This is a genomic window from Epibacterium ulvae (assembly GCF_018678075.1).
In the GTDB taxonomy this organism is placed as follows: domain Bacteria; phylum Pseudomonadota; class Alphaproteobacteria; order Rhodobacterales; family Rhodobacteraceae; genus Epibacterium; species Epibacterium ulvae_A.
The window spans coordinates 76,436-94,583 of sequence record NZ_JAHHIR010000030.1; the positions used below are offsets into that span (position 1 = coordinate 76,436).

The window sequence follows — 18,148 nt, forward strand, 5'->3', positions numbered from 1 at the left end:
TCAGGCCCAAACGTGGCTATGTCGGGCTGCCTTCCAGCCGCGCGGATGTGTTTTCGTCCAGGTTGCCAACAGACATTTTGGCAAAGGCTGCGCGCCAATCATCGGATAATTCATCCAGTTGTGCGAGGGTTGCGGCATCTTGCGATGTGACTTTGCGCGTCAGGCGCGCGGCGGTCACTGTGGCAACGCTCCAATTGGGGCAGGGGCGGTCCACCAGGTGGATCTCGTCACCCGCCTGCAGTTCTCCGGTTTCCAGAACGCGATAGTACCAGCCTGTACGGCCGGTTTTCTGAAAGTTATAGGCCATGCGATCTTGGCCGGTATGGGCATTCAGCTTCCAACAGGGTTGGCGACCCTGGCTGATTTGCACCAGCACCTCTCCCAGACGGAAGATATCGCCAATGAAAACCTCCGTTTCCAGCAAGCCTTTGGTGGAGATGTTTTCGCCAAATGATCCCGGCACCAGATCAGGACGCGCCAGTTCATCCTGCCAGGCCGGGTAATGGTCGCCTGCATAATGGTGAATGGCCTTATCGGCACCGCCATGGACGCTCAGATCGGCCTGACGGTCGCGGTCGAATCCGGTGTGCGACACTGTCAGCCGCGCGAGGGTCTCGCTTTTGTTGATCGCAGAGGTCGGCCGACCGGGCCAAGGGGTTTGAACGCTGCCAATATAGAGCGCGTCGATTGTGGTGGTCTGTGTCATAGGGTCCCCTTCTCAATTTGAACAAGACGTCAGTGGGGTTGTGATTTTCGCCGACCGCCTCAGTAGTGAAGTGGTCATGCGACCGGGTCGTTCAAGGGGCGTTTCCACGTAAAACATTATCACCGCCACCGGATGCGCCAATCGGTGCAATTGTCACAGGGGCATGTGGCCCGTTCCATGAGGCGCTAACTGTCGAGCAGTTTGCGATAGCGCAGGGCAATCCAGATCAGCGCCCCTAAAAACAGCACCGCCATCGCATACCAGGTCAGCGCATAGGATAGATGGGAGTTTCGGAATTGAACGATTGTCAGCCCGCCCCGCGGCGATGCGCCAAGCGGTGCCAGATGATCGGCGTCCACGAAATAGGGTAGCGACGCATCCAGCCCCAAGGCTTGCGACATCTGTGACGTGTCCCGTGCGACCCAGCGGTTGGCGGCAGGGTCATTGCGTTCCAGCAGCGTGCCTTGGTGGGCGCTTGGCCGGATTAATCCGGTGATGTGCTGGGGTGCGGTGGCCCATTGTTCTGATGTTTTCTTGGCGCTGGGAACAAAACCACGGTTCACCCATAGCAGGCCAGGGTCCGTCGCATAGGGCTGCATCACCCAATAACCGGGGCCAAGCTCGGTCACGGCTTTGACGAGGATATGTTGGGGCAGGGGGGTGCCATCAAAACTCACCCGCAGGTAGACATGATCATCGGCGTCAAAGCGCGCGGGCAGGGGCTGTTCGTCCCCAAATGCGCGCGCTTCAACAGTTTCAATCAGATCAAGTTTCCAGAACAGTCGGCGCATTTGCCAATTGCCCAAAAGCACGAAGGTCACGACCATCACGGCTGAGATCAGCAGCAAGGCTGCGGTCCCCCAGCCGGGGCGACGCTCGTGACGGTTGTGGGTCATGGCAGGTTGCGGACCCGTTCGATCTGTTCATGGGCTGGCATCATATTTTCCTGCAGGTTGAACATCACCCAGATCGAGCCTGACATGATGATCACAAGCAGCAGGATCGTCAGACCAATGGACATGGCCTGCCAGCCTTCTTCGACCTTGATGGTGACATGCAGGAAGTAGTGGATATGCACCATCATCTGAGTCCCGCCCAGAATGAAGATGATCGCCACCGCGATACCTTTGTTGTCAAAGGGTTCGCCCATCACAACCCAGAACGGGATAACCGTCAGGATAACGGACAGAACAAAGCCCACAACGTATGTTTTCAGCGACCCATGGCCGCCCTTTGCATGATCGCTCACAACAGGACTCCTGTCAGGTAAACCAGTGAAAAGACGCCGATCCAGATCAGATCGAGGAAGTGCCAGAACAGGCTAAGGCACATGACCCGGCGCTTGTTCTCATGGGTTAAACCTCGTTGGCTGAGTTGGATCAGAAGAACCACCAGCCAAATACTGCCCCCCAAAACGTGCATCCCGTGGGTGCCGACCAGAAAGAAGAAGGACGACAGGAATGCGCTGGCTTGTGGTGTCGCGCCCAGATGGATCAGGTGGCTGAATTCGGCATATTCCAGATAGAGGAACGCCAATCCAAAACCGCCAGTGATCATCAGCCACAACACCGTGCCTTTCAGATCGTTGTGATCCATCCGCAGCACGGCAAAGCCATAGGTGATGGAGGAGAACAGCAACATGAATGTCGAAATCAGGATCATGTCCAGTTCGAACAGGTCCGACGGCGCCGGTCCTGCTGCATAGTTTTGACCCAAGACCGCATAGGTCGCGAACAGAATGCCAAAGATCAGGCAATCGCTCATCAGGTAGATCCAGAAACCCAGCATGGTGCCGGTCTCGTGGTGATGTTCTTCGTGGCCGTCCCCATCGTGATGATGGGGATCGTCCAGAACGAAAAACTCAACGGGTTCTTTAACAGTTGTATCAGTCATCGCTGTCATTGCTCCGCTGCCTTGGCCAGCTGCTGGGTGCGCAGATTTTCGATCTCACGCACTTCTGCGGCTGGAACGTAATAGTCGCGGTTGTAGTTGAAGGTATGTCCGATGCCATAGATCAGCGCCGCTGCAAAGCTTGCTGCCGCCAGCCACCAGATATGCCAGATCAGTGCAAAGCCCATGACCGTCAGCAGACCCGCCAACACCACACCGGTTGCGGTGTAATGGGGCATATGGATCGGCATAAAGCCATCGGTGGGCCGTGTGTAACCTTCGCGCTTCATATGGGTAAAGGCGTCGATTTCATGCACTTTGGGTGAAAAGGCAAAGTTGTAGTACGGCGGAGGCGAAGACGTCGCCCACTCCAGCGTACGTCCCCCCCAGGGATCGCCGGTTTCATCCGCCAGCTCTTTGCGGCGCATGATGGACACAACGATCTGCACGATGAAGGCACCGATACCGGCTGCGATAAACAGCGCACCCACCAGAGCTACGATGAAGTAGATGGAATAGAACGTGTCTTCAAACTGGCTCAGACGGCGTGTGACACCCATCAGGCCCAGCACATAAAGCGGCATGAAGGCCAGATAAAAGCCGATGATCCAGCACCAGAAGCTGACCTTGCCCCAGAAGGGATCAAGGCTAAAGCCAAAGGCCTTGGGCCACCAGTAGACGATACCGGCAAAGATGCCGAAGACCACGCCGCCAATGATCACATTGTGGAAGTGCGCAATCAGGAACAGCGAGTTGTGCAGCACATAATCTGCAGGCGGAACAGCAAGCAGAACGCCGGTCATGCCCCCAATCACAAAGGTGATCATGAAGCCCATGACCCACAACATCGGCACGTCAAAGCGCACCCGGCCTTTGTACATGGTGAACAGCCAGTTGAACATCTTGGCCCCCGTCGGGATCGAGATGATCATCGTGGTGATCCCAAAGAAGGCGTTCACATTGGCACCCGCCCCCATGGTGAAGAAGTGGTGCAGCCAAACAATGTAGGACAAAACCATGATCACACAGGTCGCATAGACCATCGAGGCATAGCCAAACAGACGTTTGCCGGTGAAGGTCGGAACGATCTCGGAGAAGATCCCGAACACAGGTAGAACCAGAATATAGACCTCAGGGTGACCCCAGATCCAGATCAGGTTCACATACATCATCGGGCTACCGCCCAGATCATTGGTGAAGAAATGCGTGCCCAGATACCGGTCCGCGGTCAGCAGCGCGAGGGTTGCGGCCAGAACCGGGAAGGTTGCCACGATCAGCACGTTGGTACAGAGCGTGGTCCACACGAAAATAGGCATCTTCATGTAGTCCATGCCCGGTGCACGCATCTTGACGATGGTCACCACCAGGTTGATGCCGGACAGGGTTGTGCCGATCCCGGCAATGTTGAGCGCCCACAGGTAGTAGTCCATCCCAACCGAGGGGCTGAATTCCAATCCTGAGAACGGTGCATAGGCCAACCAACCAGCGGTCGAGAACTCACCCACAAAGAGTGAAACCATGACCAAGATTGCCCCGGACACCGTTAACCAGAAGCTGAAGTTGTTGAGGAACGGGAACGCCACATCGCGCGCGCCGATCTGCAACGGCATCACATAGTTCATGAATCCGGTGACAAAGGGCATCGCTACAAAGAAGATCATGATCACACCATGCGCGGTAAAGATCTGATCATAATGGTGGGCATTCAGATAGCCCTCACCGCCCGAAGCAGCAATGGCTTGGTGGCCCCGCATCAACAGCGCGTCGGCAAAGCCGCGCAACAGCATGACAAGGCCCAGGATCATATACATGATCCCGATTTTCTTATGGTCGATTGAGGTAAACCAGTTCTTCCAAAGGTATCCCCAAAGACGGAAGTAAGTCAGCGCGCCAACCAGCGCGAGGCCGCCGAGGACGACACCAATAAAGGTAATCAGAACAATTGGTTCGTGGAAGGGGAACGCGTCCCAGGACAGCTTTCCCCAAAAGGGATGCACGTCAGGTGCCGAAGCACTGGTGCCATGATGAGCTTGAGAAGCCATAGCGGTCTCTACTATTTGTCGTTTCAGTTTGCGTTCACAGGAGCGGTCAGCGTCATTGCCGTGACCAAGTCATCCTTATTGATACGCAGTTCAGGACGGATCAGAGCCATCAGAGCACCGGGATCATCAGCCGAGCAGATGCCGCGGAACATATCTCGGTTCCACAGACCTTCCAGGCCACCGCCACCCAATGCATCGACCATCATCATGTCGTGCCGGCACAGATCTTCGCCGTTGACACATGTGTTGACGATACGCTCCCATAGGGTGTCTTCGAGACGCCCATAATAGGTAACGGGGTGGGAAATGCTCTTTTGGTTCAGCGCTTCCAAAGTGTCGGAATCCAGCACCTTGTCGTCGCCGCGAACCTTTTCGACCCAAGTGTCGAAACCGGCTTCGTTCAGCCCGTGGAACTTGAACCGCATCTGCGAAAATCCCTCGCCAGAGTAGTTGGCGGAGAAGCCTTTGAAGACACCCGGCTCGTTGATCACCGCGTTCAGCTCGGTCTGCATGCCGGACATGGCATAGATCTGACCAGCCAGCGCAGGCACATAGAAGGAGTTCATAACTGTGGTGGAGGTCAGTTGGAACTCAATCGGGCGATTCACGACGGCGGCCACTTCGTTGACAGAGGCAATGCCAAGTTCGGGATAGATGAACAGCCATTTCCAATCCATCGCCGCAACCTGAATGACCATCGGCTCGACGCTTTCGTCGATAGGCTGGTCCGCAGAAATCCGCGACAATGGTTTGTAAGGGTCCAGCCGGTGGGTAGCCACATAGGTCAGGCCTGCCAGGCAGATGATAATGGCCAGGGGCACTGACCAGATAATGATCTCCAACGTGGTGGAGTGGTGCCAATCGGGTTCATATGCAGCATCCGTGTTGGATGCGCGATACCGATAGGCAAAGAAAACCGTCAACGCGATAACAGGCACGATGACGATCAGCATGAGTATGGTGGAGTATACAATCAGGTTCGCTTGTTGTTCCGCGACGTCACCCGAAGGGTTCATAACAACCAGATTGCATCCAGATAGGAGGAGGGTCGACAGGAGAGTCGATGCAATAAGTGCGCGTTTCATTGAGTCTTTCTCACAAGGTGAGACTTTGAGGAGGAGGAGTACGCTTGCCCGTCAGTCTCAGGCGGCCAGCGCGGGTCTTTTGCTCCAAGTCTCAACAGGTTGCAATGCGACAAATGATGTCTCGGTGAATGGTCTTTTACTTGATGGAGGCCGCAACCCCATGCATGATCCCCCGTAGGAGAAGAGGAGGATTATATGAATAGCGTAGAGAATACGCATCTGCACGAGGCGACAATCGACGAGGTGGTGATCACTGTTGTCATGGCGCGTGTGACAGATTTTTTTGGCTTTTTTGTGTACGCGATTGCATCCGCCCTGGTCTTCCCCAGGTTGTTTTTTCCAACGTTTGATCCCGTAACCGGGACATTGCTGTCGTTTGCGATCTTTTCCTTGGCGTTTTTGGCCCGTCCGGTGGCGTCAATGTCCGGACGTATGATCCAGCGCAAGATCGGTCGCGCGGGCAAAGTGACCCTGGCCTTGCTGATCTTGGGCACTGCCACAGTCGCCATTGGCATGCTGCCAGGGTTCGAGTCCATTGGTTGGTGGGCACCGATTCTACTGGCGGTTTTGCGCATCTGTCAGGGCTTGGGATTAGGGGGTGCCTGGGACGGTTTGACGCTACAATTGCAGCACAGTGCGCCAGAAAATAAGCAAGGTTTTTATGCAATGGTGCCGCAACTGGGGGGACCCATCGGGTTCGTGGTCGCCGCATCGCTGTTTTATGTGCTGACTGGCTTCCTGACCGAAGAAGAATTCTTCACCTTTGGATGGCGATTCACATTCTTTGCGGTGTTTGCCGTGAATGTGGTCTCTCTCTTTGCGCGGCTGCGTCTTTTGAACGCGGACTGGGGCGTCGAAGAGGAGCTGGTGACATCGGCCCCCATACGGGAACTGATTGAAACCCAGTGGCGCCCGATCCTGTTGTCGGCCTTTCTGCCATTGGCCAGCTATGCGCTGTTCCACATGGTGACGGTCTTCCCGCTGGGGATTACTTCGCTGTTCACGGGGCGCGACATTTCGGACATTCTGTTCCTGCAGCTGATCGGCGGTACATTGGCCGTGTTTGCGGTGATTGCGACGGGTCTTTTGGCGGATCGGTTTGGACGACGCTATGTGCTTGGCCTGTCGACCGGGTTGATTCTGGTGCTGTGTCTTCTGGTGGGCACGCTGGCGACGAACCCGGCGATTTTCATCCTGTTTGGGTTTGTTGTTCTCGGCCTCACCTATGGTCAGGCCAGCGCCATCGTACCGCGCCGGTTTGAACGCAAATACCGCTATTCCGGTACCGCGCTTGCGACCAATATCAGCTGGATCCTGGGCGCAGCCTTTGCGCCGCTGGTTGGTCTGGGTCTGGTGGTCGGGATCGGCCTTTGGGCGGCGGGGATTTACCTGTTGTCTGGTGCGGTGGTGACATTTGTCGCGCTGCGAATCCTGTCAAACAGCGAAGCCGCGACCTGACGCGCGCTCCCCAATGAAATGGCTAAGGCGCGGGCATTGCCTGCGCCTTTCTCTTATCTGGGCCTTACCTGCCTCAATTCTGACAGCATGTCTCCTTTAGAATGTGTTAACACTTATCGAAAGTTCACGTAGTGGTATGAGTTGACGGAGAGCGGTATGCAGGATTTGGGCGACGGACCCCTCAAGCACGACAACGAGCAAACGTCAGACCAAGCAGGCGATGTTTTCCCCCGCGAGGTTGCCGATCTGTTGCCGCGCGGCGATCTGGACGCGCTGGCCATTTCGGCAGAGACAGACAAAAGCTCCAAGCGCCACGACTACATGCGCCTTTATGAGCATCTGTTGACCCCTTACCGCGACAAGAATTTCTCGATGCTGGAGCTTGGCGTGGGTATTCCCAGCCGTCGCGCGCCGTCGCTTAGAACGTGGAAATCTTATTTCCCAAATGCACGTATCGTTGGTGTGGATATCCGCGGCATCTCCAAAACTTTTGAGGAAGACCGCATTCATATCGAGATCGGCAATGCTGCCCGCCCCCGTTTTCTGCGGCGGGTTTTCCAAAAGTATCAGCCATCGGTCATTCTGGATGATGCGTCACATTTCTGGTCGCACCAGATCATCGGCTTTCAAACCCTGTTTCCGCTGCTGCCGCCGAGTGGGGTCTATATTGTAGAAGACGTCCATACCAGCTTCCTGGCCACGGAAGAGGGCTCGCAATACGCGGATCACACCGAAAGCTTTTGGAGCTATTTCAACCGGTTGCAGATGGCCATGGTCTGCGCCCAAAACCACGGCCCCGATGTCACGAAGGAAGAAAACCGTCTGGTCTCATGGATGGACGCTATTTTTATTACCCGCAAAACAGTCGCCGTCGTAAAACGTCACGCACCGCGTCGGCGGGAGTGGCAGGCGTCATCGGGTTCAGCGACCCAATAAACGCCACGTGCCCAAAGGCTATGCCAGATCCGGTGCGATCGGGACCAACACGCGGCCACGCACCTCGCCGGTCAGGAATTTGGGCGCGGTCTCGATCACCCGGTCCAATGGCACTTCGACCATCATCTGATCCAGCTTGGCCGTGTCCAGGTTTTCGGCCAGCTGTGCCCAGGCCATTTCACGCTTTGCACGCGGCACCATAACACTGTCGACCCCGGAAAGGGTCACGCCGCGCAAAATGAACGGGGCCACCGACGACGGCAGATCCATACCGCCCGCCAACCCGCAGGCCGCGACAACGCCGTCATATTTTATGGCAGACAATACATTCGCCAGAACGGTGCTGCCGACAACATCAATCGCGGCAGGCCAGCGTTCCTTGGCCAGTGGGCGAATTTTTCCCGATAATTCCTCCCGTCCAACAATGGTTGTCGCACCAAGGGATTTTAGGTAATCGCCCTCTTCGGGACGACCTGTGGCGGCAGCCACCTGATAGCCTTTGCCCGCGAGCAAGGTGACAGCCACGCTGCCCACGCCCCCGGCCGCCCCTGTCACAAGGATCTCTCCCTGATCCGGGCGCACGCCGTTTTGTTCCAGCGCCATAACACAAAGCATCGCGGTATAGCCCGCCGTGCCAATGACCATCGCCTGTTTCAGGCTGATCGCTTCGGGCAGTTTGACCAGCCAGTCGCCACGCACCCTGGCGCGCCCGGCCAAACCGCCCCAATGTTTCTCACCAACACCCCAACCGTTCAGAACCACCTTGTCGCCGGGTGTAAAATCCGGATGGCTACTGTCGCGCACAATGGCCGAGAAATCGACACCCGGCACCATCGGAAAGCTGCGCACAACCGGTGCTTTGCCTGTGATCGCCAGCGCGTCTTTGTAGTTCAACGTGGAATAGGCAACGTCGACCAGCACATCCCCTTCGGGCAAATCCGCTTCATCAACCTCGGTCAGGCGCGCGGTGTAACTGTCGTTCTCATTCTCGATCAGGATAGATGCAAACATGGTCGAACCTTTATTCTAGGGGGCAAGAAGTGTCATGAAGGTGGTCATAAACAGCCGAAGCGGTGCGGGATCGCGCTCCAGTTTGGCGCGCAGCACCGCACCCTCCCAGCCGATCCAGAAAAAGGCGGCCAGACTGGCAGGATCCTTGTGCGCGTCCAAATCACCTTGGCTTTGGGCCTGCCGCAAACAGGTTTCAAGGCGGGCTTGCCAGCCTTCAAACGTTGCGGTCAGCTTGGCGCGATAGGCCTCGGGCAGGGTGCCCATTTCTTGGCCCAAGTTTCCAACCAGACAGCCGCGTTTGAAGTCGTGCCGCGCCATGCCAGCGATCGCGTCTTCTGCGAAATCCGATACACGCGCGATGGCAGGCCGGTCGGTGTTCAGAAAGGTCGCATCCAACTTGCGCAGGAAATAGGCATCATAGGCCTCGATCAGGGTTATGCCAAAGTCGGATTTAGAGCGGAAGTAGTGATAGAAATTTCCCTTGGGCACGCCTGCGGTCTTTAGGATTTCATCCACGCTGGACGCGCCATAGCCTTTTTCGGTCAAAAATTCCAAGCCGACCCGGACCAACCGGTTGCGTACATCTGATGCCTCGGGCGTGCGGCGGGGGCGGCCGCGACGACGGGGGGATGAGGGGGCGTTGGGCGACGGTTGTGAGGTCATGAATATTTATTAGACGGATTCGTCTAATAAATGCAAAGGAAACCTGCATAAAACGTCACGATGAAAAAATACCTTATAATGCTTGTTGCCACAGACCCCGGATGACCCGTAAAAGCGCCGCAATAACCGGCCCCTCTGCGCGCTGGGTTGGGGTGATAAAACTGAGGCACGCGGGCAGCGCCACCGTCTCACACAGCGCGATGCCGACGGACTGCTTTTGGTTCAGCGCGATGGACTCCCGGCTGAGGCACAGACCTATCCCGGAATGTACCATCTCCATCATCGAGGATTCCTGATCCACCAAAGCCACGACATTCTGCGTACAGCCATGCTGAGCAAATACGGTTTTCAACAATCGGTGATGGACGGAATTCTCGGGCGTGCCAATCCACGGCAGGGCGGCAAGTTCTTCCCAGGATGCGGTCTCGATGCTTTTCTGCCAGCCGACGGGGCCCACAACGCGATATGAAAAATCCGCCAATTTGACCGCGCTTAGGTCGCCTCCCAGTTTCGAGTGTTCCGGTTCGATATCTTCCGGTTTACTCAGGTAAAACCCGGCGTCCAGCTGGTTGCGCCTGATGCGTTCAATGGTCTCCCCGCTAACCCCGTGACGCAGTTCTGTCGCGACATCCGGGTAGTCTTGGTTCAGCGTTTTCAGCAGCTGTCCCAAGCGAATGAATTCCGGATCAACGATCGTCCCGATCCTGAGCTTGCCGCTGACCCGCCCCACATGTTTGCGGGCGCTGCGTTGAAAATCGGCTGCCGCATTTAGGGTGCGTTCGGCCAGTGCGATCAGATTTGCGCCTTCGGAGGTGAGCTGAAGCCCCGATGACGTCCGTTTAAACAGGGTCAGACCCGTATCCTCGCTCAACCGTTTGATCTGGTGACTGATCGCAGGCTGGGTCAGGTTCAACACATCGGCGGCCGCGCTCACGCTGCCTTCGCGCACGACGGTTACAAACGCCAGAAGCGCGTTTAAGGTTGGCAGGTCTCTCATATAAAAAATTTCTATATTGTCCACTCAAATTTGTCATTAGCGTTTTTGAAATCCTGGCCCTAGCGTGCCGGAAAACGCGCGGTGTTTGATCAAGGTTTGATCGCATCGCCGACCGGGAGAAAAAGGTGAATTTATCATGGGCACACCCGCTGAGAGTGAGACGTTTGACTATATCGTCGTCGGCGCAGGCTCGGCGGGATGTCTCTTGGCAAACCGGCTCAGCGCCAATCCGAGAAATCGGGTTTTGTTGCTGGAAGCGGGCAAACCCGACACCTACCCGTGGATCCATGTGCCGGTTGGGTACCTCTATTGTATCGGCAATCCCCGCGCCGATTGGATGTATAAGACCGAGGCCGACACAGGGCTGAACGGGCGATCGCTTCTCTATCCACGTGGCAAAACCCTGGGCGGCTGTTCGTCGATCAACGGCATGATCTACATGCGGGGGCAGGCGCGCGATTACAACAACTGGGCCACTCTCACCGGCGAAGAGGCCTGGAACTGGGACAACGCGCTTGAGGATTTCAAAGCGCATGAGGACCACTACAAGCTCGACAAAGGCGACCCAGCCACCGGCAGCAATGGCCGCTTTTCCGACGCGCATGGCCATGGCGGTGAGTGGCGCGTGGAAAAACAGCGCCTACGGTGGGATGTGCTTGACAGTTTTGCGGACGCCGCAACCGAGATTGGCATCGAGAAGACCGATGATTTCAACGGCGGCGACAACGCCGGGGTGGCCTATTTCGATGTGAACCAACGGTCTGGATGGCGCTGGAACACCTCCAAAGCCTTTTTGCGCCCCGCGAAAACCCGCCCGAACCTCACCATCTGGACTGAGGCGCTGGCGGAAAAACTCACCCTTGAGCATGACGACAGCGGAGCGTTGCGTTGCAAAGGTGTCTTGGTCAATCGACAGGGAAATAGCATTGCGGTGACAGCCCAAAAAGAGGTGATCCTCTCCGCCGGTGCCATCAATTCACCGCAGATTTTGCAGCTGTCCGGCATTGGACCGGCGGACGTGTTGAAGCGCCACGGAATAGACGTCGCGCTGGACGCGCCGCATGTGGGGCAAAACCTGCAGGACCATTTGCAGATCCGCGCGGTGTTCAAGGTCAATGGAACCGCGACGTTGAACACGCTGGCGAATTCCTTGGTCGGTAAGATGAAAATCGGTCTTGAATATGCGTTCAAACGGTCCGGCCCAATGTCCATGGCGCCCAGCCAGCTGGGCGCGTTCACCCGGTCGGATCCGGCGCGCAAACATGTAAACCTTGAATATCACGTGCAGCCGCTCAGCCTTGAGGCGTTTGGAGAGGAACTGCACGGCTTTCCCGCAATGACCGTCTCGGTTTGCAATCTTAACCCGACCAGCCGTGGCTCGGTTATGATCACGTCCCCTCGGTTCAAGGACGCGCCCAAGATCGCGCCCAATTATCTGGATACCGAAGATGACCGCAAAGTTGCCGCTGACAGCCTGCGCCAAGTGCGTGAGATTATGGCGCAACCGTCGATGGCCGCCTATGCGCCGGAAGAGTTTAAACCGGGCATCCAATATCAAAGTGACGACGAGTTGGCCAAGCTGGCGGGCGACATTGCCACCACCATTTTTCACCCCGTTGGCACTGTGAAAATGGGCCATGCCGACGATGACACGGCCGTTCTTGACCCGCACTTGCGCCTTAAAGGCGTGGCGGGGCTGCGGGTGGTGGATGCTTCGGTCATGCCCGAAATCACCTCGGGCAACACAAATGCGCCAACCCTGATGATTGCGGAAAAAGCCGCGCGTTGGGTTTTGGCTGGCGAATAACTTCGATCTTCTGACAAGACAGCTCCGATAGATGGGCTCTGGAGGGAAAATGTACTGCTCCTTTTCAAATCTCCCCTTATACGGGGTCAAGGTCGTCGATTTTGGGCAATATATTGCAGGCCCGGCGGTGGGCATGCTGTTGGGGGATCTGGGCGCGACCATTGTCAAAATTGATCCGCCCACTGGCCCCATGTGGGACAGTCCGGCCAATGCTGCGCTGAACCGAAACAAGGTCATCGTCAATCTGGATCTCAAGACCGAGGACGGGCTGGCCAAGGCGCGTGACTTATGTGCGCAAGCGGATATGATCATTGAAAATTTCCGCCCCGGCAAGCTGGCGAAACTGGGGCTTGATTTTGTGCAGATGCGCGCGGAGCGCCCTGAGCTGATCACCCTTTCGCTGCCGGGATTTGCGTCGAACGATGAGGCGCGGCGGGAACAGCGAGCCTTTGAAAGCGTGGTTGCTGCAAGCTCCGGCGTGTTTACCGACATGGGCTTGAACCGGGTTTTGATGGGGTTCAACCCATCCTTTTCGCCGCTGCCGCTCGCATCCGCGTATGCCGCACAAATTGGGGCCTCATCCGCGGTGCTTGCGCTGCAATCGCGCCAGATCACCGGATTGGGGGATCAGATCGAAGTCCCCTTGGCGGCGGCGGTCATGGAAGGGCTGTGTTACAACTCAATCAGCGTGGCCGACATGCCTGAACGCTACCTGACCCAGCGCGAAGTCGAGATCATGCGACGCCGGACCGAAGGTCTGCCGATGAATGTGACCTATGAGGACCTGCAGGAGCTGCTGGACCCGTTCTTTCGCAGCTACATGTGCAAGGATGGGCGCATGTTCTATGTGGTCTGCCCGAGCCATAAGCACCACGCAAAACGCTGCCTCGAAATCCTCGGCATCTATGATGAAATGGTCGACGAGGGTCTGACCTCGGAAGAGGACACCTACAAACCCTACGCCGAATGGTCCTCGGATACTTCGCTTGGGGTCTATCCGATGCCGAAATTCTGGGCCGACAAATTGGCCGAACGGATGAAAGAGGTCTTTATGACCCGGACCTCCCACGAATGGCAGCGGATGTTTGGGCGTGGCGGCGTGCCGGCCGCACCGCAGCGTTGGTTGCAGGAGTGGGTGAACGATGAATATGCCGAACAATCCGGCCTGATGATCGACGTCTATGACCCAGAATATGGTGAGATGACCCAGCCCGGCCCGGTTGTCTGGCTGGAAGAAAGTGGAGAGGAGTCGCTGGCGCCGGAACCCCGTCGCTGGGTCTCCTTTGATGAGGCGATGACGATTCTCATGAAACATCGCACGGAAATTCCGGCACCCTCTGAGGCGAATGCCCAGGACGGTTGGTTGAGCGGCCTGCGTGTCCTGGATTTGTGTAATGTGATCGCGGGCCCCCATTCCGCATGCTACCTGGCGCGGTTCGGGGCCGAGGTGATCAAGCTCGACCCCTCCCAGCCGCTTTATGACTGCTGGAATACGGTGATCTATGGTCTGTCGCAGATGCGGGGCAAACGCTCCATTCTGGCGGATATGAAAACCCACCACGGGCGTCAGGTGTTTGAAGACCTTGTAAAAAGCGTGGATGTGATCGTCTGGAATGCACCGGATACCCAGATCAAGCGGATGGGGCTGGACGCCGAAAGCCTGCGCCGTCTCAACCCCAATGCGATCTTCTGCAAGCTGGACTGTTTTTCGGGCGTGCGGCGCGGGGTGCGGACCGATTATATTGGCTATGACGATCTGGTGCAGGCGGTGACCGGCATCATGCTGCGGTTCGGCGGCGCGATGGATCGGCCCGAAGAACATGCGCATGTGGGCACCATCGACGTGATGTGCGGCTTTGGCGGCGCGCTCAGCGTGGCGGCGGCGCTGTATCAGAAGTACCGCCATGGGCGTATCGGGCGCGGGCGCACTTCGCTGGCGGCCAACAGTGGCCTGCTGCAGATCCCGTTTGCCTATGACTATCGGGGCAGGGGCCTGTTTGATGAACCCTCAGGGCCCGAGCTGAATGGCTATGACGATCTGTCCCGCTTTTATTGGACCGCGTCTGGCACCTATATCCTGCTTAGCGCTTATGAAAGCGATCTGGCGCGGTTCCGCGAGGTGGATGGGCTTAGCGATCTGCCGGATATCCCCGTGGACGAGCGCGCGGCGTTTCTCGCCACGGCGTTCCAGCAGCACCCGGCCACAGAGTGGGTAACGCGTCTGCGCGCCGCAGATATTGGGGTGGCGATTTGCGACAACATCGACGCGCTGCGCTCGGAAAATGCACGCCCTACGGATGGCACACCGGGGACAGACAATGGCAGCTATTCCTTCTCAACCTATGCGGATCATCCCTGCGGGCACGAGGTCACGCAATTGGATCCTTATGGCGTGCGCACGACCCGCGGGCAGGTTTGCGCGCTCAGCCCTTCCGAGAAATTCGGCGCTTCGACGCGCAGCGTTCTAAAAGAGCTGGGGTATGTGGATCAAGCGATCGATGCGATGATCCGCTCGGGCGGGGTGAGCGAGAGTTGGAGCGCAGAATACCTGCCAAGCTGACGGCAGACTACACAAACTGAAACGGCCAGCAGATGCTGGCCGTTTCAGTTTGTGAAACCTATTTGGAAAACCAGAGGCGCTGATCTAATCGCGCCAGCTGCGATCTTCTTGGTCGAGGGACGATTTGAGGTATTCAAAGTGGTTTTGCGCCATCCCGCGATAGGCTTCCCAGCCCTCGGCCGTGTTGCGCGCAATCTCATCGCTCAGGACTGAGATCGGTTGACCACTGGACAGGGCCAGAATTTGCGTCTTGGCTGCTTTTTCAAAGAAATACAGGTCCTCAAACGCATCGGCGACGGTCTCGCCCGTGACGGTCACCCCGTGGTTGCCCATAACAAGCACTGTATTGCCCTGCATCGCCTCAGCCAGATGCAGACCTTCCTCAGAGCTGTCAGAGATCCCGCCAAATTCCAGGTCGTAACCAACCCGCCCCCAGAAGCGCGCGGTGTTGTTGTCCATCGGGATCAGCGTCGGATCCTTCAGGCACGCCAGCGCCGTCGCATAGGGGGAGTGGCAATGCAACATGACCCGCGCTTGCGGCACCGCACCATGAAGGGTCCCATGAACCGCCCAGGCCGATGGATCCGGCGCATTGGGGCTTGACATGACCGTGTCGTCATCCACGTCCAGCAGCAACAGATCGCTGGCCCGGATGGTCGCAAAATGCTGCCAGCGGGGGTTCAGCAGGAACTGGCGCCCATCTTCGGACACAGCTGCGCTAAAGTGGTTACCGACGGACTCGCTCCACCCGAATTTGTGACACAGCCGGAAAGCGGCTGCCAAATCCTGGCGCAACTGGGTGAGTGTGTCTGGCGCGGTCATGCTTTGAACCGCCCTTCAGAGATCAACGCGCGATAGGTCGAGCGCAGCTCGGCGCGGTCGGTATAGGTGCCACGCAAATACCGCTCACCGCTGGTGGCCGAATAGGCCGCGCGCCCATGCACGATACGGTGGTTGTCAAAGACGATGCATTCGGTGGCTTTGAGCGTGAACTTCATGATGTATTTGTCGTCCTGCAACAGCTTTCCGAACCGGCAGAACGCAGGGTAGTAGTCGTCCAGAACCTCTTGCGGCAGATCAATCAGATCCAGCATGTGTTGGCTAATGGTCAGGCCCGAAACTTCGCCGTGGTGATCCAGCTCGATCACCCGCTGGTAGCTGCGCATGTCATAGGTGTCATGTTCGCAATAAAACGGGATTTCGGTCTCCGCCAGCAGGCGGAAGCCTTCGGGGTCGATCTCACGGAAATCATTGGCCGCAGCAACACCGTCCCCAAAGAGGTTCAGCCCCCCGTCAACGGAATTGGCCCGCATGTGCAAGTATTGGATGCCTGGCGCGGATTCTTCGGCCGGCACGTCGGTGTGCAGCTCAAGCGCCGCCGCAGTATAGGCGGTGTTGGTCGGGTTGATATGCGTGTGCACATCGAAATAGTTGCCAAAGAACGTCGGACGCACCGCACCGGCCAGATTGGCCAATTCGGTCAGGGCGTCGTCGGTGTCTGGCATGTCGGTGATGACCGAGATGCCTTCGACGATCATGGCTTCCAACCAAGTGCCGAGCTTGTCTTTGTCGGATTTCAACTCGTCCAAGGTGAACCGTGTGACATCAGGATAGTGGTCGCCAAACCAAGCTGTGCGAGGCAGATCGGCAGGGTCAAACCGGGGATTGCCTGTGGCGTATACATCTAATGTTGCCACGGGCATGCGGGTCACGTGATCTTCGCCTTGAACCTCAGCTGCTGTCGCTTTTGGTGCGGTTTCCAGATGGAAAATGTCAAAGGTGCGTTCACGCGTGGTGGTGTTGAACGACGTGGGACAATTGTCGCGCAGCCAGTAATAGTTGAAGTATTTGGCCTCTGCACCATGCAGGCTAACCCAGAGGCCTTTTTCCTCGAGGGCTACGCTGCTGTCTTGGGGGGCGTGAATGTTCATGGCTGGTCCTGTTCGCCGATATGTGATTTTCCCTGTAATTATGCCTGCGAAAAACACTTGAATAAAAGATCTGAAAACCTGAACATAAGTTAAGTTTGGAGTTAACTTATGGACCGTCTTCCCCCCTTGCGCCTGCTGGAAACATTTGACGCTGTCTGCCGTCTTGGTTCCATGCAGCGTGCCGCGCAGTTGTTGAATGTCTCGCCGCCTGCAATTTCACAGGCGGTGCGCAGTCTAGAGCAGGAGATTGGCGCGGATCTGATGGACCGCAGCGCCAAACCGGCCATTCCAACCGAGGCCGGCGAACGTCTGGCGCGGGCGACCCGCAACGGGTTGAGCCTGATCGAAGACACCATCGTTGAGATCCGCGAAGAGGCGGGGTTGAGCGAGACTGTAATTACGCTGTGCTGCACCATCGGCATGGCAACCCAGTGGCTGATGCCGCGCCTATCCGGGTTTTATGACCGCCACCCGGAGATCACGGTGAACATCCAAGCGCCGCCCTCGGATCGCCCCATCCTGTCGCGCGGTACCGATATCGCCCTGCGCTATGGGCGCGGCGACTGGAAGGACGGGACAACGGTGAAACTGTTTGATGAGGTGGTCTGCCCGGTCGGCACGCCGGATGTCGTGGACCGTGCTGTGGAGCGGGGGCCGTTGAACACCGCCTATCTGATTGAGGTCAGGTCTGGCGGCGGACCGCGCTGGCAAAGCTGGTCTGACTATTTCAAGGAGCGCGGCCTATCACGTGCACCGCGCCCCAGCGAGACCTTTGACAACTATGTGCAGGCGGTTCAGGCCACGCTGAACGGGCGTGGCATCATGTTGGGCTGGCGCTCCATTACCCAGCGTCTGGTTGACGACGGCTCGTTCAAACAATGGCCCGCAGCAACCCATAACTTTGGCACCGGCTACTACCTGTCCTATTCCGCCAGCTCAAGCACCAAGGAAGCAACGCAAAAGTTCCTCGACTGGGCCGTAGAAGAAGCGAACTGGGTTTGACCTGAGCCCCTAAAACTCCTCCAGATTAGTGTAGAGTCCGCCCAACAAAAGGACGGACCA

Annotated in this window: 16 protein-coding genes; 5 read left to right on the plus strand and 11 right to left on the minus strand. The window is 57.2% G+C overall.

Annotation, left to right across the window (positions count from 1 at the left end):
* Positions 1-16: 16 nt before the first annotated feature.
* From KMP13_RS08170 to cyoA, 6 genes are all read right to left on the minus strand, one after another.
* Positions 17-706 (minus strand): MOSC domain-containing protein, encoded by a 690-nt coding sequence (locus KMP13_RS08170; protein WP_215265352.1) that lies wholly within the window; start codon positions 704-706, stop codon positions 17-19.
* A gap of 185 nt (positions 707-891) precedes the next feature.
* Positions 892-1,602, minus strand: a complete 711-nt coding sequence (locus tag KMP13_RS08175; RefSeq protein WP_215265353.1) for an SURF1 family protein — start codon at positions 1,600-1,602, stop codon at positions 892-894.
* Positions 1,599-1,955 (minus strand): cytochrome o ubiquinol oxidase subunit IV, encoded by a 357-nt coding sequence (gene cyoD / locus KMP13_RS08180; RefSeq protein WP_215265354.1) that lies wholly within the window; start codon positions 1,953-1,955, stop codon positions 1,599-1,601. Before cyoD ends, KMP13_RS08175 begins: the two co-directional genes overlap by 4 nt.
* On the minus strand, positions 1,952-2,599 hold the full coding sequence (cyoC, locus tag KMP13_RS08185; protein ID WP_215265355.1) for a cytochrome o ubiquinol oxidase subunit III: 648 nt from the start codon (positions 2,597-2,599) through the stop codon (positions 1,952-1,954). Before cyoC ends, cyoD begins: the two co-directional genes overlap by 4 nt.
* 5 nt (positions 2,600-2,604) lie before the next feature.
* Positions 2,605-4,638, minus strand: coding sequence for a cytochrome o ubiquinol oxidase subunit I (cyoB, locus tag KMP13_RS08190; RefSeq protein ID WP_251363734.1), 2,034 nt, complete (start codon positions 4,636-4,638; stop codon positions 2,605-2,607).
* A 23-nt stretch (positions 4,639-4,661) separates the two neighbouring features.
* Positions 4,662-5,723, minus strand: coding sequence for a ubiquinol oxidase subunit II (cyoA, locus tag KMP13_RS08195; RefSeq protein WP_215265356.1), 1,062 nt, complete (start codon positions 5,721-5,723; stop codon positions 4,662-4,664).
* Between the two features lie 195 nt (positions 5,724-5,918).
* On the opposite strand from cyoA, the gene KMP13_RS08200 reads away from it, so the two are divergent.
* Together KMP13_RS08200 and KMP13_RS08205 are read left to right on the plus strand one after the other, a co-directional pair.
* Positions 5,919-7,181: an MFS transporter gene (locus KMP13_RS08200; protein ID WP_215265357.1), complete on the plus strand. Its 1,263-nt coding sequence runs from the start codon at positions 5,919-5,921 to the stop codon at positions 7,179-7,181.
* Between the two features lie 156 nt (positions 7,182-7,337).
* Entirely contained in the window at positions 7,338-8,117 is a 780-nt protein-coding gene (locus tag KMP13_RS08205) for a hypothetical protein (RefSeq protein ID WP_215265358.1), read from the plus strand.
* Between the two features lie 18 nt (positions 8,118-8,135).
* Here the strand turns inward: KMP13_RS08205 and acuI are convergent, their stop codons facing one another.
* The 3 genes from acuI to KMP13_RS08220 all read right to left on the minus strand — a co-directional run bounded on the left by acuI (position 8,136) and on the right by KMP13_RS08220 (position 10,788).
* Positions 8,136-9,128 (minus strand): acrylyl-CoA reductase (NADPH), encoded by a 993-nt coding sequence (gene acuI / locus KMP13_RS08210; RefSeq protein ID WP_215265359.1) that lies wholly within the window; start codon positions 9,126-9,128, stop codon positions 8,136-8,138.
* Between the two features lie 15 nt (positions 9,129-9,143).
* Positions 9,144-9,791: an acrylate utilization transcriptional regulator AcuR gene (gene acuR / locus KMP13_RS08215; RefSeq protein WP_251363735.1), complete on the minus strand. Its 648-nt coding sequence runs from the start codon at positions 9,789-9,791 to the stop codon at positions 9,144-9,146.
* A 73-nt stretch (positions 9,792-9,864) separates the two neighbouring features.
* Positions 9,865-10,788, minus strand: coding sequence for a LysR family transcriptional regulator (locus KMP13_RS08220; RefSeq protein WP_215265360.1), 924 nt, complete (start codon positions 10,786-10,788; stop codon positions 9,865-9,867).
* Between the two features lie 136 nt (positions 10,789-10,924).
* On the opposite strand from KMP13_RS08220, the gene KMP13_RS08225 reads away from it, so the two are divergent.
* Complete coding sequence (locus tag KMP13_RS08225) at positions 10,925-12,595, plus strand: GMC family oxidoreductase (RefSeq protein WP_215265361.1); 1,671 nt, start codon at positions 10,925-10,927, stop codon at positions 12,593-12,595.
* Between the two features lie 49 nt (positions 12,596-12,644).
* The gene (locus KMP13_RS08230; protein WP_215265362.1) at positions 12,645-15,155 is read left to right on the plus strand and encodes a CoA transferase; all 2,511 of its coding nucleotides are present in this window, start codon (positions 12,645-12,647) and stop codon (positions 15,153-15,155) included.
* 84 nt (positions 15,156-15,239) lie between these two features.
* Here the strand turns inward: KMP13_RS08230 and KMP13_RS08235 are convergent, their stop codons facing one another.
* Together KMP13_RS08235 and KMP13_RS08240 are read right to left on the minus strand one after the other, a co-directional pair.
* The gene (locus KMP13_RS08235; RefSeq protein ID WP_215265363.1) at positions 15,240-15,977 is read right to left on the minus strand and encodes a class II aldolase/adducin family protein; all 738 of its coding nucleotides are present in this window, start codon (positions 15,975-15,977) and stop codon (positions 15,240-15,242) included.
* The gene (locus KMP13_RS08240) at positions 15,974-17,086 is read right to left on the minus strand and encodes a TauD/TfdA family dioxygenase (protein WP_215265364.1); all 1,113 of its coding nucleotides are present in this window, start codon (positions 17,084-17,086) and stop codon (positions 15,974-15,976) included. The genes KMP13_RS08235 and KMP13_RS08240 overlap by 4 nt, the downstream gene beginning before the upstream one ends.
* Positions 17,087-17,194: 108 nt before the next feature.
* On the opposite strand from KMP13_RS08240, the gene KMP13_RS08245 reads away from it, so the two are divergent.
* Entirely contained in the window at positions 17,195-18,088 is an 894-nt protein-coding gene (locus KMP13_RS08245; protein ID WP_215265365.1) for a LysR substrate-binding domain-containing protein, read from the plus strand.
* Positions 18,089-18,148 lie beyond the last annotated feature (60 nt).

Excerpts from the sequence above, each read along its gene's own strand:
- KMP13_RS08220 (WP_215265360.1), bottom strand. The coding sequence starts at position 10,788 with ATGAGAGACCTGCCAACCTTAAACGCGCTTCTGGCGTTTGTAACCGTC.
- KMP13_RS08230 (WP_215265362.1), top strand. The coding sequence starts at position 12,645 with ATGTACTGCTCCTTTTCAAATCTCCCCTTATACGGGGTCAAGGTCGTC.
- KMP13_RS08170 (WP_215265352.1), bottom strand. The coding sequence starts at position 706 with ATGACACAGACCACCACAATCGACGCGCTCTATATTGGCAGCGTTCAA.
- KMP13_RS08245 (WP_215265365.1), top strand. The coding sequence starts at position 17,195 with ATGGACCGTCTTCCCCCCTTGCGCCTGCTGGAAACATTTGACGCTGTC.
- KMP13_RS08235 (WP_215265363.1), bottom strand. The coding sequence starts at position 15,977 with ATGACCGCGCCAGACACACTCACCCAGTTGCGCCAGGATTTGGCAGCC.
- acuI (WP_215265359.1), bottom strand. The coding sequence starts at position 9,128 with ATGTTTGCATCTATCCTGATCGAGAATGAGAACGACAGTTACACCGCG.
- KMP13_RS08240 (WP_215265364.1), bottom strand. The coding sequence starts at position 17,086 with ATGAACATTCACGCCCCCCAAGACAGCAGCGTAGCCCTCGAGGAAAAA.
- KMP13_RS08225 (WP_215265361.1), top strand. The coding sequence starts at position 10,925 with ATGGGCACACCCGCTGAGAGTGAGACGTTTGACTATATCGTCGTCGGC.
- cyoA (WP_215265356.1), bottom strand. The coding sequence starts at position 5,723 with ATGAAACGCGCACTTATTGCATCGACTCTCCTGTCGACCCTCCTCCTA.
- KMP13_RS08200 (WP_215265357.1), top strand. The coding sequence starts at position 5,919 with ATGAATAGCGTAGAGAATACGCATCTGCACGAGGCGACAATCGACGAG.
- cyoC (WP_215265355.1), bottom strand. The coding sequence starts at position 2,599 with ATGACTGATACAACTGTTAAAGAACCCGTTGAGTTTTTCGTTCTGGAC.
- cyoB (WP_251363734.1), bottom strand. The coding sequence starts at position 4,638 with ATGGCTTCTCAAGCTCATCATGGCACCAGTGCTTCGGCACCTGACGTG.
- KMP13_RS08205 (WP_215265358.1), top strand. The coding sequence starts at position 7,338 with ATGCAGGATTTGGGCGACGGACCCCTCAAGCACGACAACGAGCAAACG.
- KMP13_RS08175 (WP_215265353.1), bottom strand. The coding sequence starts at position 1,602 with ATGACCCACAACCGTCACGAGCGTCGCCCCGGCTGGGGGACCGCAGCC.
- acuR (WP_251363735.1), bottom strand. The coding sequence starts at position 9,791 with ATGACCTCACAACCGTCGCCCAACGCCCCCTCATCCCCCCGTCGTCGC.